Origin of the sequence: Tundrisphaera lichenicola (assembly GCF_051175385.1) — a bacterium.
GTDB classification, from domain to species: Bacteria; Planctomycetota; Planctomycetia; order Isosphaerales; family Isosphaeraceae; genus Tundrisphaera; species Tundrisphaera lichenicola.
In genome coordinates this window covers 7,087,260-7,102,144 of the sequence record NZ_CP195106.1, presented here as the reverse complement: position 1 = coordinate 7,102,144, position 14,885 = coordinate 7,087,260, and the positions used below count along the sequence as shown (strand labels likewise).

At 68.4% G+C, this 14,885-nt stretch carries 14 protein-coding genes; 7 read left to right on the top strand and 7 right to left on the bottom strand.

Translation table 11 applies throughout. From position 1 onward, the window contains the following. Window positions 1-35 precede the first annotated feature (35 nt). The 6 genes from P12x_RS28170 to P12x_RS28145 all read left to right on the top strand — a co-directional run bounded on the left by P12x_RS28170 (window position 36) and on the right by P12x_RS28145 (window position 4,561). Complete coding sequence (locus P12x_RS28170) at window positions 36-1,124, top strand: TIGR03032 family protein (protein WP_435008424.1); 1,089 nt, start codon at window positions 36-38, stop codon at window positions 1,122-1,124. A 158-nt stretch (window positions 1,125-1,282) separates the two neighbouring features. Beyond that, window positions 1,283-2,491, top strand: a complete 1,209-nt coding sequence (locus tag P12x_RS28165; protein WP_435008423.1) for a 2,3-bisphosphoglycerate-independent phosphoglycerate mutase — start codon at window positions 1,283-1,285, stop codon at window positions 2,489-2,491. A 34-nt stretch (window positions 2,492-2,525) separates the two neighbouring features. Further along, window positions 2,526-2,777, top strand: a complete 252-nt coding sequence (locus tag P12x_RS28160) for a hypothetical protein (protein ID WP_435008422.1) — start codon at window positions 2,526-2,528, stop codon at window positions 2,775-2,777. Continuing rightward, window positions 2,774-3,127, top strand: coding sequence for a type II toxin-antitoxin system PemK/MazF family toxin (locus P12x_RS28155; protein ID WP_435008421.1), 354 nt, complete (start codon window positions 2,774-2,776; stop codon window positions 3,125-3,127). The genes P12x_RS28160 and P12x_RS28155 overlap by 4 nt, the downstream gene beginning before the upstream one ends. 24 nt (window positions 3,128-3,151) lie before the next feature. Further along, window positions 3,152-4,042, top strand: coding sequence for a zinc-ribbon domain containing protein (locus tag P12x_RS28150; protein ID WP_435008420.1), 891 nt, complete (start codon window positions 3,152-3,154; stop codon window positions 4,040-4,042). Window positions 4,043-4,180: 138 nt separating this feature from the next. Continuing rightward, window positions 4,181-4,561, top strand: a complete 381-nt coding sequence (locus P12x_RS28145; RefSeq protein WP_435008419.1) for a response regulator — start codon at window positions 4,181-4,183, stop codon at window positions 4,559-4,561. 15 nt (window positions 4,562-4,576) lie between these two features. Here P12x_RS28145 and P12x_RS28140 read toward each other — a convergent pair whose 3' ends face one another. The 5 genes from P12x_RS28140 to P12x_RS28120 all read right to left on the bottom strand — a co-directional run bounded on the left by P12x_RS28140 (window position 4,577) and on the right by P12x_RS28120 (window position 8,988). After that, window positions 4,577-5,311, bottom strand: coding sequence for a DUF4058 family protein (locus P12x_RS28140; RefSeq protein ID WP_435008418.1), 735 nt, complete (start codon window positions 5,309-5,311; stop codon window positions 4,577-4,579). Window positions 5,312-5,511: 200 nt separating this feature from the next. After that, window positions 5,512-6,426 (bottom strand): DUF362 domain-containing protein, encoded by a 915-nt coding sequence (locus P12x_RS28135; RefSeq protein ID WP_435008417.1) that lies wholly within the window; start codon window positions 6,424-6,426, stop codon window positions 5,512-5,514. 18 nt (window positions 6,427-6,444) lie between these two features. Next, entirely contained in the window at window positions 6,445-7,614 is a 1,170-nt protein-coding gene (locus P12x_RS28130; RefSeq protein WP_435008415.1) for a bile acid:sodium symporter family protein, read from the bottom strand. A 126-nt stretch (window positions 7,615-7,740) separates the two neighbouring features. After that, the gene (locus tag P12x_RS28125; protein WP_435008414.1) at window positions 7,741-8,418 is read right to left on the bottom strand and encodes an HAD family hydrolase; all 678 of its coding nucleotides are present in this window, start codon (window positions 8,416-8,418) and stop codon (window positions 7,741-7,743) included. Window positions 8,419-8,424: 6 nt separating this feature from the next. Further along, a complete protein-coding gene (locus P12x_RS28120; protein ID WP_435008413.1) occupies window positions 8,425-8,988 on the bottom strand; it encodes a DUF1579 domain-containing protein in 564 nt (187 codons plus the stop codon). Window positions 8,989-9,548: 560 nt separating this feature from the next. On the opposite strand from P12x_RS28120, the gene P12x_RS28115 reads away from it, so the two are divergent. Further along, entirely contained in the window at window positions 9,549-9,797 is a 249-nt protein-coding gene (locus P12x_RS28115) for a hypothetical protein (RefSeq protein WP_435008412.1), read from the top strand. A 10-nt stretch (window positions 9,798-9,807) separates the two neighbouring features. On the opposite strand, the gene P12x_RS28110 is transcribed toward P12x_RS28115, so the two are convergent. Further along, entirely contained in the window at window positions 9,808-12,771 is a 2,964-nt protein-coding gene (locus P12x_RS28110) for a WD40 repeat domain-containing protein (RefSeq protein ID WP_435008410.1), read from the bottom strand. Window positions 12,772-13,225: 454 nt separating this feature from the next. Continuing rightward, window positions 13,226-14,884: a di-heme oxidoredictase family protein gene (locus P12x_RS28105; protein WP_435008408.1), complete on the bottom strand. Its 1,659-nt coding sequence runs from the start codon at window positions 14,882-14,884 to the stop codon at window positions 13,226-13,228. Between the last annotated feature and the right edge of the window lies 1 nt (window position 14,885).

The window sequence follows — 14,885 nt, the reverse complement described above, 5'->3', positions numbered from 1 at the left end:
GTTGCGGCTTTGCCGGCCCCGACAGGAGTCCGCCCATGGATGATCTCGCCGAACTGGCCCCCGAGACCGGGGCAGCCGAGGCCGATTGGCTCAGGGTCACCGCCTCGCCAGGACTGACCGGTTGGATGGCGGAGCAACGCGTCAGCCTGGCCTGTACCACGTACCAGTCGGGCAAGCTGATGTTGCTGGGCCGTAAGGCCGATGGCGGGCTTGCCGTATTCGAACGCAATTTCGCCCGGGCAATGGGGCTCTGGGGCGATGGCCAGTCGTTGCTGATGAGCACTCAATTCCAGCTCTGGCGGCTCGAGAACGTGCTCCGCCCCCAGCAGGTCTACGACGGGCATGATCGCCTGTTCGTGCCCAGGCTCGGCATCACCACCGGCGACCTTGATGTCCACGACGTTGCGATCGAAGCGGGAGGGCGGCCGGTCTTCGCCGCGACCGGTTTCAACTGCGTCGGCACGACCCACGACCGCTACAGCTTCGCGCCGATCTGGCGGCCTCCGTTCATCTCGGCCCTCGCGGCCGAGGACCGCTGCCACCTCAATGGCATCGCCTTGGAGGGGGGCCGCCTTCGTTATGCGACGGCCGTTGCCGCATCGGACGAGGCAAACCGCTGGCGCGACCATCGCCGCGACGGCGGCCTCGTGCTGGAGATCCCCTCGGGCGAGCCCGTCGCGACGGGCCTGTCGATGCCGCACTCGCCTCGGATCCGCGAGGGTGAGCTCTGGCTCCTGAATTCCGGGACGGGTCAGCTCGGGAAGGTGGACCGTTCGGCCGGTCGCTTCGAGCCGGCGGCGTTCTGCCCCGGCTACCTCCGAGGGCTCGCCTTCGTCGGGGAGCATCACGCGGTCGTCGGACTCTCGAAGCCGCGTCGCGACGGCACCTTCGGCGGCCTGGCTTTGGATAAGGTCCTGGCTCGCCGGGGCGAGGAAGCCGTCTGCGGCCTCGCGGTCGTCGATTTGAGGAGTGGAGAAGCCGTCCACTCGGTCCGCTTCGAAGGGATGGTCTCCGAACTCTACGACGTGGCGATCCTGCCCGGAGCAACCCGGCCGATGGCCCTTGGCTTCAAAGGCGACGGCATCCGGCGGATCGTCGCTGCGGCCGAACCGGCGGACCTCTGAAGTGAATCCGAGTCCGTGAGCCGATCTTGCATTTCCGGAGCTTCCAATCTTCGGGATTGCATCTCCGGCCCTAGTCGGGTACCCCAAAGGGGTCCGGCGCGGCCGCTTCGAATCGGGCCGCGTCCACCTTCGCCAGTCACCACCGGGACCCGCCTCGCATGTCCATGCATGATCTGATCCGCCAGCTCCGAGAATCCAACAAGACCAAGATCGTGATGCTGGTGGCCGACGGCCTCGGCGGCCTGCCGATCGAGCCGGGCGGCAAGACCGAGCTGGAGACGGCACGGACCCCGAATCTCGACGCCCTGGCCACCGAGGGGACCGTCGGCCTGAGCACCCCGGTCGCCCCCGGGATCACCCCCGGCTCTGGCCCCGGGCACCTCGGCCTCTTCGGCTTCGACCCGCTGGAGAACGACATCGGCCGAGGGGTCCTGGAGGCGCTCGGGATCGGCGTCGAGGTCGGCCCCAGGGACGTCGCGATCCGGGGCAACTTCTGCACCATCGACGCCGACGGGATCGTCACCGACCGCCGGGCCGGCCGGATCCCCACCGAGGTCTGCGAGAAGCTGGTCGAGAAGCTCCGGGCCGTGAAGATCGACGGGATCGAGATCCTGGTCGAGCCGGTCCGCGAGTATCGACTGGTCGTGCGGTTCCGGGGCGAAGGGCTGGGGGACAACGTCGCCGACACCGACCCGCTCTCGACCGGCCTGCACACCCTGGAGCCCAAGGCGGGCGACGCGGGTTCGGAGAAGACCGCCAAGGTCGCCGCCGAGTTCCTCCGCCAGGCCAAGGAGATCCTCAAGGACGAGAGCCCGGCCAACTTCCTGATGATGCGCGGGTTCGCCAAGTTCCCGGCCATCGCCACGATGGAGGAGGTCTACGGCCTGAAGTCGGCCGCGATCGCCGTCTACCCGATGTACCGGGGGCTGGCCCGCCTGGTGGGCATGACCGTCGTCGAGCCCGGCAAGACCCTGGCCGACCAGTTCGCCGTGGCGAAGGCCGAGTGGGAGAAGTATGACTTCTTCTTCATCCACTACAAGTACACCGACAGCACCGGCGAGGACGGCAACTTCGCCAAGAAGGTCGAGATGATCGAGGCCCTCGACGCCGAGATCCCCCAGCTGATGGCGCTGAAGCCCGACGTCCTGATCGTCACCGGCGACCACTCCACCCCGTCCCGGATGAAGTCGCACAGCTTCCACCCGGTCCCCCTGCTCCTCTGGGCCCCCGCCACCAGCCGCCCCGACCTGGTGACCACCTTCGGAGAGCGCCCCTGCCTCCAGGGCGGGCTCGGCCAGATCCTCGCCAAGGACATCATGCCCCTGGCCATGGCCCACGCCGGCCGGCTCCAGAAATTCGGGGCTTGACGAGAGCTCCGTGATTATCAAAGGATGACAGGCCATGATCGCGTTGACCGTCGAGCAACATCGGGCCATCGAAGACGCGGGCGGTTCGCCCGTCCGCGTCGAAGATCTCGAGACCAAGACGACGTATGTCCTCGTGAATGCCGATCTGTACGAACGAATCCGGGCGCTGATCGAGCCCGACGAGCCCACTCCGGAGGAGTTCGCTCCCCTGATCTGGGACGCGATGAAGGGTGACTGGGACGATCCGTCGATGGACGCCTACGACCGCTACCCGGAGCGGCCATGAAGCGGGGTGACATCGTCCTCGTCCGGATTCCTTTCGTTGATGGCGGGAGCAAGCGGCGACCGGCCTTGATCGTCCAGGACGATCGTAACAACCGGCGGCTCGAGACCACGATCGTTGCCGCGAGCACCTCGAACTTGCGGAACGTGTCTCAGCCAACCCAACTCCAGATCGACCCGTCGACCCCCGAAGGTCAAGGTTCGGGCCTGCTCCTCGCCTCGGCGGTCAAATGCGAGAACCATTTCACCGTGAGCGTGTCTGCCATCCAGCCGATCGGCTCCCTCGACCCGGTGTCGATGGCCAGGGTTGATGATTGTTTGAAAGTGTCCTTGGGATTGTCAGGACGGAAATGATCGATCGAGGGGAAAGCCCCGGCCATGCTCCGACATTCGTTCCGGCTGCCGGGCAACCTCGTCGTCCATCCCAGATACGGCGAAACCACGACCTCCGCCGGCTCGGACCTCTCCGATGAGGAGATCGTCGAGTCCTGCTGGGGTCATGGTTCGCTCCGGTTGACGGTCTTCCCGGAGTCGGCCATCCGGGCGGATATCTCCAAACAAGGGAATGCCTGCGTCCCCCGCCAATGCTATGTGGATCAGCTCTGCCGGTGCCGGGATTGCGAGCGGCCCTACCTGTTTTATGCACTCCAGCAGAAGCACTGGTACGAGGAGCTTGGTTTCAATCTCGCCGCCGATTGCGTCCGATGCCCCGAATGCCGCCAGTCGAAGCGGCGCCTTCGTCGGCATTTCCAGAGCTACTCCGGGCTCATCAAGCGGGACGATTTGGGGGACCTTGAAGTAGCGAAGCTGGCGGGTGACGCGATCTTCCTGGCTCGCGCGGGCGTCCTGAAGTCCGGGCAGAAGCTCGGCCGGATCAAGAATCGGGCGGTCGCCCGGATCCCGAGCGAGCCGGTCACGAAGGAACTCGTGTCCTTCATCTCGGAATCCCGGGAGCGAGGTGGGCTTGCCGTGCCCGGCGAAACCGGGGTCGCGAATGAAGTTGTCCCCGCGCCGCCGAATTCGCCCTGCGGCCGGGCCTCCGTGATGGCCCTGACCTGGGAGCCCGCCTACCGCTCATTCTACATGCACGCCCGGTCCATGGGCGCGGCCGGCATGACCGCCACGGAGATCCGCTCGAACTTCTCGACGATCACGCGATGCTCGAAACTCGGCGGCGCCTTCGGGGCGTTCGCGCAAGAGGTGGGGGAAGCCGTCGAGGACGCCCTGGCCGATCGACCGATGCGCCCCGTCACCCCTCCGGAATCGTGAAGGTACGTTCCAGGATCGGCCGGGCTTGGGCTACGAATGTCGGGTCGGGAGGCGTACAATTCAGGGGAGCGGGGCCGAGCCGAGATCTCGGTCAGTCCGACCAGGCTCCGCTTCGAATCCGGCCCGGGAGGCCCAGTCATGACCAAGCCTCGGATCCTCAACGTCGGCCAGTGCGGCTACGACCATGGTTCGATCTCGCGTCACCTCTCGAAGTCCTACGGGGCCGAGGTGGCCTCGGCCGACTCGAAGGGCCAGGCGATGGCGTCCCTCCGTGCCGGGGAGTTTGATCTGGTCCTGGTTAACCGCGTGCTCGACTTCGACGGTTCCTCGGGCCTCGACCTGATCCGCGCGATCAAGGCCGATCCCGACCTGGCCGGGGTCCCGGTGATGCTGGTGAGCAACTATCCCGAGGCCCAGGCCGAGGCCCAGTCGCTCGGGGCCCTGCCCGGCTTCGGCAAGTCCGACCTCCGCTCCGGTGCGGTCCCGGCGCTCGATGAGGTGATCGGCCAGTCGGCCTGAGCCTCCGATGCGGCCCTACCGGGCGACGCCCAGCAATCCCCGCAACGCGGCCGGGAAGGCGTCCCAGGCGGTCCGGTAGGTCGCTTCGAGGGGGACCGGCACATAGACCTCCGGTTTCAGGAAGAGGGGCATCTCGGGCAGCTCGTCGCCCACTCCGATCGGCTCCACATAGGCCGTCTTGATCCCCCCGGCGGAATAGGCGGCCAGCGTCAAGGGCTTGTCGTCCGGGGGGAGGAAGTCCTCCTCCTCGAACTCATCCCAGATCGCCTTGTGAATCCCCCGAGGGTCGCGCGGGGTCGGCGGGAAGAGGTCGACGATCAGGGCGTGGACGCCCTGCTGGATCAGGTCGGAGACCTTCTCGACGAAGGCGCGGATCTCGCTCCGGGAGGATTTGTTGCCGGGCGAGACGATCTCGATCACGGCGACGACCTGGCCGTGCCGGTGACGGACCGTGACCCGATCCGCCCTTCCGGCATACAGACTGGCCTCGGTCCTGCGGATCATCCGGGCTCGCGGAGGCGCTTCGGCAACGGCCAGGCCCTGGGTCCCTCCCGTGGGTTCGGCCGAGCCGGGCGAGAGGTGGAGCGTCAGGACATCGGGGACAGGCCCCCGGATCGACTGCTCGGTCAGAGCGAAGTAATCCGACGGTAGCCCTCCCGCGTTCAAGGCATCGCTGATGGCGCTGATCCATCGCTGGTGAAACGCGTGGAACAATCCCGCGTCAACGCGGGTCCAGTCGTGGACGGGCATGGGATGATCCCTCTCGCGGGGCCAGGAGCCTCCTGTCTCCTCGATTGTAGCCGGATCTTGCCGGGGAGACAAAGACGGGTCGCCCTCCGTTCGAACGGCTCGTCGAAGATCGGAACGCGAGGCGCGAGCGACCGAGAAAGGGGACGGGCACCCACCGGATACGCCCGGAGTCCGTCCCCAATTCACTCGGCGAACTCCAATCAGAAGGCCTCGCCGTAGGCCGCTTCTCGGAAGATCTTGACGGCCTTCTCGACCGAGACCCCCTTGATGGTCAGGCGGCCCGGTTCCCCTTCCTTCTCGGGATCGGAGTAGGGCGTGCCCAGGCCGAGCTGGTAGGCCTGGTGGAGGTGCTGGACGCCCAGGGTCTCGAATCCGAGGAGGTAGGCCCCCACGGAGTCGACGGCCACCGGGTCTCGCCCGGCGATCACCAGGCCGGTCTCGACCGCCTTGCCCCCGATCGGGCCGGTGCCGATCATCGCCGGGTGGCCGACCACGATCGAGAGGTCGATCGGGAACCGCATGAGCATCCCCACCAGGAACGCCTGCTTGTCCTTGAGGATGTTGTGCGGGTGGATCTTCTGGCTGACGCGCGGGTGGCCGTAGTAGTCGGCGGCCGGGTAGCTCATGGCCATGTTCTTGATCGCCAGCGTGACCGTGGCGGTCCGGTGGACCTTGAGCTGGGCCAGCGAGACGAGCTTCTCGTACTCGAAGATCTTGGGGTTCACCATCACCTTGCGCTGGGGGCCGAAGGGGATGTCGACGGCCTCGAAGGGGCCTTTGTTGTGGTCGAACCACTCGACCCCCTCGGACTGGATGACCTCGAAATAGCCGAGGACCTTGAAGACGTCCTCGGTCTCCATGTCGCCGGCCCCTCCGGTGACGACTATCCGACGGGGATGGAGAGTCTTGACGAACTGGATGGTGGCCCGGAGCGAGTCGGCCTGGGTGCAGGCGGTCTTGTCGCCGGGCTTGGCGGTGGTGTCGTTGGGCTTGATCGCGACGACCTTGTCCTTGAAGTCGTCGAGCGCGATCTCGGTCAAGGCCGTCGTGATGGCCTTCTCGATGTCCTTGGGGTCGTGGGCGATGGAGACGGTCAGGGCGTTATCGGGCGTCATGGGGGGTGGTCTCTCGGGTCATGGGACGATCGGGGCGCCGGTCCCGGCGGGGACCCTGACCTCATCACCGGAGCGAATCGCATGCCCTTCGGGGCTAGGACTCGCCGGAGGCTCGGCCATCCGTCGTCCGACGGCCCCGGCCACGACCTGCTGGACCAGGTTGTAGAAGATGATCGGCAGCATCACCCGGGGGTGATCCGCCAGCGCCATCGAGGCCAGGACCAGGCCGGTCCCGTTGTTGTTCATCCCCAGGCCGTACATCAGCGAGGCCTTCGTCGAGGCGTCGGCCCCGAGCCATCCGGCGATCAGCCGTCCCGAGCCGAACGCGAGGACGCAGAGGCCCGAAGTGATCGCCAGGATGGCCCCCAGGAAGTCCCAGTCGGGGTCCGCGACCGCCTGGGGGAGCGCCGCGGCGGCGTTGGAGTAGCTCAGGACCAGCAGGTTCACCGAGTTGGCCAGCTTCAGGTAGGGCCGGGAGGCGGCCAATCGGGCCTCGCCCAGCAGCAGGCGGATCGCGATCCCGGCCATCGACGGGATGACCACGCAGGCGGCCAGGAAGATGCCCGAGCCGTGCGCGGCCAGCTCGTGGAGATCCTCGGCGTAGTCCCCCTCGGCCATGAAGCCGACCGCGTGCAGGGCCAGGGGCGTGGCCAGGGGGCTCAGGAGGGTCGAGGCGACCACCAGGCCGAGGCTCAGGGCGAGGTCGCCGTCGGCGTTCTGCGACCAGGCGGTCGACGACCCGGCGATCGGCATCGAGGCCACCAAGGCCAGCCCGACCAGGATCGCCTGGACCTCGCCGTTATTGTGCCAGGCCTGGAGGGCCCACGAGATCCCGAAGATGTAGGTGATCGGGATGATCAGGTTGGCCAGGAGCCCCAGGCCCAGCGGAGCGGGTCGTTTGGCCAGGTTGCGGAACTCCGACGCCTTCACCCCCAGCCCCGCGTTCAGCAGCAGGAAGCCGAGCATCAGTGAGGGGAGTGTGAGATTCATCCCCTCGCCCATCAAGGAGATCCGGCCGAGGGAGACCGATCGGATCGCCATCCCCGGCCCCGGCCCGAGGGCCGCGATGGCATAGGTGGCCAGCAGGAGCCCGAGGAAGTGGTCGTGGACGAAGTGCGAGATCCGGTCGAGCGGGTTGGCGGCGGGTCGCATCCGGGGGACCTCACGGGGAGGATGATCGAACGTCATCCGACGTCGCTCCCCGGCCCGAGCCGGGATCGCGTCGAGGCCGCCCCTCCCTGGGCGATCTCGCGTCGGTCCTCGGATGATAGAGTGCCAACCTGAAGGGACGATGAGGCGAAGATAAGATCCGCCTCATCGAGCCGGCAGGGCCTCGTCGATCATCCGGCCGATCAGCTCGACCACCCCCGACCCGCGCTCCCCCTCGGTCACGAGATCCGCGCGAGCCTTGAGCATCGGCAGGGCGTTGGCCACGGCCACGCCCACCCCGCAGGCTTCGAGCATCGCCGAGTCGTTCTCGGCATCGCCCACGCCCACGGTGTCGAGCGGCGTCAAGCCCAGCTCGCCCAGCGCCCGAGCCAGGCCCGAGGCCTTGTCGATCCCCGGCGGGAGGACCATCAAGGCCCGCTTGTTGGGGATCACCACCAGGTCCAGCCCCAGCTCCCGGATCGTCTCCTCGATGACGGGTCGATGGGGCTCCCAGGTCGCCACGATCACCCGACCCGACGAGATCGGCCCGACCCCCCGGGCCATCAAGGCTTCGAGGAACGCGTCGGGCGGGCGAGGCCCCAGCGCCTCCTCGGTCCGATCCTCGGGCCGGTAGAGCAGCGCCCCGTTCTCGGCGACGACCCGATCGAACAGGTCGAGCCGGGGGCAGACCTCGCGGAGTTCGTCGAGTTCCCGGCCCGTCACCAGGACCACCCGACGACCCGTCGACCGGAGTCGCTCGACCGCCGCCCAGGTCGAGTCGGCAACCGCCCCGCGCTCAGCGAGCGTCCCGTCGTAGTCGGTGGCCAGGGCCCGGTATCGCATCGCCGATCAGGGCCTCTTGCGGGTGTGGGAGAGGGTGACGGTCTTCTGCTCCTGGCCGTCGTCCCCTTCGAGGAACCATTCCAGGGTGTAGTGGTCGGCGTCCTCGAGCGTCGTCACGGTCCGGAGCCGCCTCGACTTTCCGGAAGCCGGGTCGATCCGATCCCCCAGGCAGGTGATCGTCTTGCCGTCGGCCGAGATGGTCCCCTCGTTATGCATCAGGCCGGTGTCGAGGTTATCCATCCGAAGTTCCAGGAACTTCCCCTTCCGGCGGTCGAACCCCAGGAACTGGACCACCTCGAAGGGGCGATTCCCGAGCTTGCTGGTGTAGTCCTGGCGGAGGAAACGCCCATCCAGGACCCACCGGGCTTCGGATTCGGCGGTCCCCTTGCGCTCCACGTCGGGGCCGAGCTTGTAGATCACCGAGACATCCCAACGCCCGACCAAAGGTTCGAGCCGCCGATGCTCCTCGCCCGGAGAGCCCGGATTTTCCCCCTGGGCCGCCGCGATGCCCGCCTGGGCCAGCCAGCCGAGCGTGACGACGACCGCGAAACCGACACTGGAATGTCGCATGCCATCCCCTCGAAGGACCGTCCCCATTCGTCCCGGACCAGGCGAAAAGCTATCCGGTCGGGCGACGGATGTCCACCCCTCCCTGTTCCTCTCTGGGCGGCCGAACCAGGTCGTGGGGTGGGGACCCATGCTCGCCCCGTCCGAGGGGCGGTCGCGGAATTCACGCGAGCTTCGCGGGGCCCTCATCGGGACGCAACTCTCGGGTGTTACCTTGATTTCGATCACGCCCCGGCGACTGCCATCCCCCACGCCGGAATCTCCCGGCCCCTCTCCCCGGTCTCGCACGGGGGCGTGGGGCCGGGCACGTCCATTTCCTGGTCGGCCGATCCCGCGAACTCCGGGTGCCATGCTCTCGCGAACCGTGAGCATGAGAAGACTTGCAAACCACCCCCATGCTCACGCTTCGCGAGAGCATGGCACCCGGATCCTATGTCCCCAAGAGCCCGAGGGCACATCCCGCGAACCTCGGCTCGCCGACTTTTGTCTGTCACGCAGTTGCCTAATGGACCGTCGACACGATAATACGAGGAAACTCACGGACTCCTGCCATGATCGCCCCGATGAAACGAAATGAACTCGCCGAGGACCTCCGCCGGGCGATGGACGAACTCACCGACCCGGGGCTCACCCTGGCCCGCGCCGAGATCCTCCGCCCCAGGGTCGCCCGGATCATCGAGGCGATCCGGGAGTCGGAACGCATGCCCCTCGATCGCCACCGGGAGGTACACCCCCCTCATCAGTCCGGGAGGAGGATGGGAGACTTCCGGCGTTGTAAGCCGTTCTGCATGGCGGAACCCCTCGGGGTCTAACGGCTTGGGCTCATCGTGAGCCCCCCGCTGGCTCGACCGCCGTCGATGGCGGGCGATGACCCGGTGTCATGTCGAATGTGGTGACGCCCCGGTCGCCCCCGGCCAGCAGCGCCTTCCCATCGGCCGAGAACGCCAGGCAGGCGAACCCCTCGCGGTTCGAGGAGTCGGCCAGCGTGGGCGTCGAGACCAGTTGCCCCCCGGCGGTCTCCCAGACGTAAAGCATCGGTTCGCCGTCGGAGGCCGAGGCGACCAGCTTTCCATCGGGCGAGAAGGCGATCGAGCTGATCGGCCGGGAGGGACCCCGGAGTGTAAAGCGATCGCGGCCGGTCGAAGGGTCGACCAGGTCGACAGTCCGGTCCAGTCCGCCGACGGCCAGCGTCCGGCCGTCGGGCGAGTAGGCCATCGCCGCGATCCCTCGGGGCGAGGCTCGGACGCTCAGGCGGGGCTCGTCCGGCTTGTCGATGTCCCAGATCGTCATGCGCCCGTCGGTCGAGCCCACGGCCAGGGCCTTGCCATCGGGGCTGATCGCCAGGGCCTGCGAGGCGCCGGTCGCTCCCTCGAAGATCCGATCGGCCCGGTTCTCGACGAGGTCGGAGAGCTTGACCTCGGCCTTCCCGGCGGTGGCCAGGTATCGGCCGTCGGGGGTGAAGGCCAGGTCCAGGACCCCGGGGGGGATGATCGGCGCCTTCTCGCGAGCCAACCCGGTCGCGACATCCCAGAGGTAGCTCCGATTGGGGTTGGTCGGCTGGGCCGCCAGGGACTGGCCGTCGGGCGAGAAGGCCAGTCGGACGTTGGATGCCCCGAAGGGGGCGAGCGTCTGCCGGGGGAGCCCGGTGGCGGCGTCCCAGGTCTTCACCGCCCCGTCGAGCGTGGCCGTGGCGACGACCCGGCCGTCGGGGCTGGCTGCGATCGAGACGACCTTGGTTTCGAGGTCACCAAAGGGCCGGGGGCCGACCTCGGCGGCGAAATCCCAGAGCTTCACCTCGCGGTCGAGGCCCCCCGAGATGACGACCTTCCCGCCCGGCCCAAAGGCCAGGGTCCGGATCGGCCCGAGGTGCGCATTGGCCTTGGAGGCCACGGGCTGGCCGCTGGTCGGGTTCCAGGTCCGGAGCGCGTGGTCGCCTCCGCCGGAGACCAGCCATCGGCCATCGGCGGAGAACGCGAGGGCCAGGGCCGGGCTGGGCACCTGGATCGAGACCCGCTCGATACCTGTTGAGGCGTCCCAGACCCGGATCAGGCCGGTCCGGTCGCTCGAGGCCAGGGTCGCCCCGTCGGGGGCGAAGGCGAGGGCCTCGATCAAGTCGCGATGCCCCTGGAGGTTGGCCCGGACGCTCCCCCCGGCCACGTCCCAGAGCTTCACCGTGTAGTCGAGCCCGCCGGTGGCCAGGGTCTTGCCGTCGGGCGAGAAGGCCACGCGATTGACCGCGCTGGTGTGGCGGGCGAGGATGGCGACCTCGGCCCGGCCGGCCACGTCCCAGAGCGTGGCCGAGCCGTCCTTGCTGCCCGAGGCCAGGGTCTTGCCGTCGGGCGAGAAGCCCAATGAGGTGATCGCCCCGTCATGCCCCTTGAACTGGCCGACTTCAAGGCCGGTCGCGAGGTCTCGGAGGCTGATGACCTTGCCATCCCCCCCATCGGCCAGGGTCTTGCCGTCGGGCGAGAACGCCAGGGCCCGGACCGGCCCGAGCGGTTCGCCCAGCCGACCGAGGACTTCGCGGGTCGCGGCATCCCAGAGCGTCAGGCCGTCGGACTCGGTCGCGGTGACGATCTTCGACCCGTCGGGCGTGACGGCCATCGCCTCGATCGGATCGAGGTGCGTCATGATCCGATCGCCGATCGGGACCTGGGGGCGGGGGCCGATCGAGGCGGCTAATGGCTTCGCGGTCGAGGCGTCCCAGAGCCGGATCGAGCCATCGCCCCCTCCGGTGATGATCGTCGAGCCCCCGAGGCCGAACGCCAGGGCCCGGATCGCGCCGAGGTGGCCGCGAATCCGATGTGGCGGACTGGGCGCCTGGGCGATGCCACTTCCCTGGAAAGACGTGATATTGGGGAAGGTCGGTAGTAATTCCACGGTGCCCGGCGTGGGCCTCCGAGCCGATAGGTCGGAGACCGCGGCGGCCACGAACAGCCCATCGGGAGTGAAGGCGACCTCCGCCACCTCCGCCGGAACCTGCCAGAACTGGGCCTGATTCGGCTGGGCCTGTGGGTCGACCGGCGCATCCGCCGGCTGGGGAGCGGGCGGCTCGATCCTCCAAAGCCGGACCGACTTGTCGAGCCCGCCCGAGGCCAGGGTCTTGCCGTCGGGCGAGAACGCCACCGACCAGACCGCCGCGTCGTGATGGCCCAGGGTTGATCTCTCGGCCCCTCCGGCGACATCCCATAGCTTGACCTCCTTGTCGCGACCCCCCGAGGCCAGGGTCTTGCCGTCGGGCGAGAACGCCACGCTACGGACCCCGGCTCGGTGCCCCTGGATGGTCTTCAAGGCCCCGCGCCCGGCGACTTCCCAGAGCCGGATCGCGGCGTCACGCCCGCCCGAGGCCAGGGTCTTGCCGTCTGGCGAGAACGCCAGGGCCTCGACGTCTCCGGTGTGCCCCTCCAGCGTGGCCAGGGGTTTCCCGTCCGCATCCCAGAGGCGAACCTTACCGTCCCCCCCACCGGTGGCGATGGTTCGGCCGTCGAACGAGATCGCCACGGCCCGGACCCCTCGCTCGTGGCCGTCGAGATTGGCCCGGAAGCTGATCGATCGGTTCACGTCCCAGAGCTTGGCCGGGCCTTCCCGGCTCGCGCTGACGAGCGGCTTACCGTAGCCGCTCAGGGCCATCCCGACGACCTCGCCGGTGTGGCCGTTGGGGTCGATCTGCTCGCTCGACCACCCTTGCGCCCGGCCTGTCGCGTTCGAGACCAGCACCAGGAGCCATGAAGCCAGGAGCCACGTCGCGGCGGCTCGACCGCCTCGGTACCGCCGGTCCGGTCGCATGGGTCGGATTCCTCGGTCGCGAGTTGTGGATTCGGGAAGGGACCCTCACACGATGGGAGAGGGATGATTCCGGCTCCCTCTCCCCCCAGGAGAGGGTTGGGGTGAGGGCCTTCGATCGACCCTCGATTTTCCTCGGAGTCACAGACGGCCAGGCGGATCGAAGGGGACCCTCACCCGGCCTTCGGCCACCCTCTCCCGGGGGGGGCTTTGCACCAAAACCCTGGTACGATTGTCCAAGACATGGGGGCTTCGGCGGCTGAGGTGAATTGGGTATCCCGATTTCAACCCCCATCTCATCCCATTCTTCCCGAAACCCCGCCGCTCGGACGCTTGTACTTGGGTTTTGGTGCAAAGCCCCCGGGGGGAGAGGGAATTTTTTGTCTCCCTCTCCCTTTGGGAGAGGGTTGGGGTGAGGGACTTCGATCGACCCTCGACCCCGATCACTCATCGATCATCACGACTCGCTGGCAGACTTCCCGGTCCGGGCGAGCTGCCGGCGTTCGGGGTTGGTCGGGGCGACCAGCGACTTGAGGAACGCCTCGACCTGGAGCCGCTCGTGCGGCGAGAGCAGGAAGAACTTGCGGGCCGAGTTCGAGGCCTGGCCGCCGTGGAGCGCCACGGCCTGCTCGATGGTCTGGGCCCGGCCGTCGTGGAGATACGGGCCGGAGTCGCGGACGCCCCAGAGGGGGGCGGTCCGCCACTCGTTCTTGCGGGCACCCTTGGGGACCCTCGAGCCCACCGGGATCGTCCGGGCTTGCTGATCCGAGGCCGGGGCCGAGGCCAGGGGGACCAGGGGGTCATCGAAGCCGTCGTCGTCCGAGCCGTCGGATCCGTCGTAGGACCCGTTATCGCCCAGGTCGTCGCCCATGTCGTGGATCAGGAGATCGCTGTAGATCCCCTCGACCTGGCCGAGCTTGGCGGCGTGGCACGAGGCGCAGCCGATGCTGGCGAACGCCGACTTGCCGCTCGCCAGGAACTTCGCCTCCGACTCGGTCTCGGCGGCCCGCTCGACCGGCCGGGGGAGGCTCCGGACATAGGCGACCAGCGACGAGCAATCGTCGGCCGAGAGGTCCAGTCCGGTGGCCTTGTAGCGCGGGGCCTGCGGGGTGATCGCCTGGGGATGGCCGGGCACTTCCAGGCCCAGCTCGACGGCGCAGGCGTTAAGGACGAAGTCCTCCGAGTTGGCCGTCTGGCCCTTCCAGCCGAGCCGACCGACCCGCCCGTCCGAGGTCCGGGCGACCCTCCCGGCGGTCGCCGGGTCGGACTTGGCCTGCTGCGCCGCCATGGCCTCGATGGCCGACTCGGGGATCGCGTCGATCAGGCCCAGCCCGAATAGCGGGGTCGGGTTACGCTGAGAGCGGTTGATCACGAACGACCCGACGTTGATCTGGCCGATCCTCCCGGGGATGTTCGCCAACGCGGCCACCCGGGCCTGCTGCATCCGGGCCGTCGCGACCAGCGAGAGGTTCTCGACCCGGCGCCTCTGCTGGCTTTGCGGCTGGAGGAGCACCGACGGATCGACCGGGATGTCGGCATTGACGAATGAGACGCCGACCTCCGCCGCCGAAGCCCCGCGCCGGAGGAACTCGTCGCGGTAGGCGTCATAGCTCGGGTCGATGCCGAACTTGTGGAGGACCACGGTCCGGCCGTTCTTGAAGCCGGGGTGGAGGTCGATCAGCGGCTGGAGCTGCGGGTCGGACGGGGGCGGGATGGTGACGCCGACGGCCGATGCGACGGCCTGGGGCACGCCGGGGGCGAGCTCGACCGCCTGGGGGGCCGCCATCGCGAGGCTGGCCTGGACGATCCCGATCCTCGAGGCGCTCAGGATGTCGATATTCTTGCTGACCGGGCCCGCCCCGCCGCCGCCGCCCGCGTTGTGGCAGGCCACGCACGAGGTGTCGTTGAAGGCCGGGCCGAGCCCGTCGCCTCCGTGACCTCGGGCGTCGTCGGGCATCCATTCGCGGTGGAAGATCTCGGAGCCGACGGCCAGGGCGTCGGCCGGGGCCGGCTTCGAGTTCTCGGCCGCCCGTGCCGAATAGTTGTTGATCGCCGCGGCCGCCAAGGCCCCGGCGCCGAGCACGAACGCGCACTTCGCCGCTACCGCTGTCCGCATC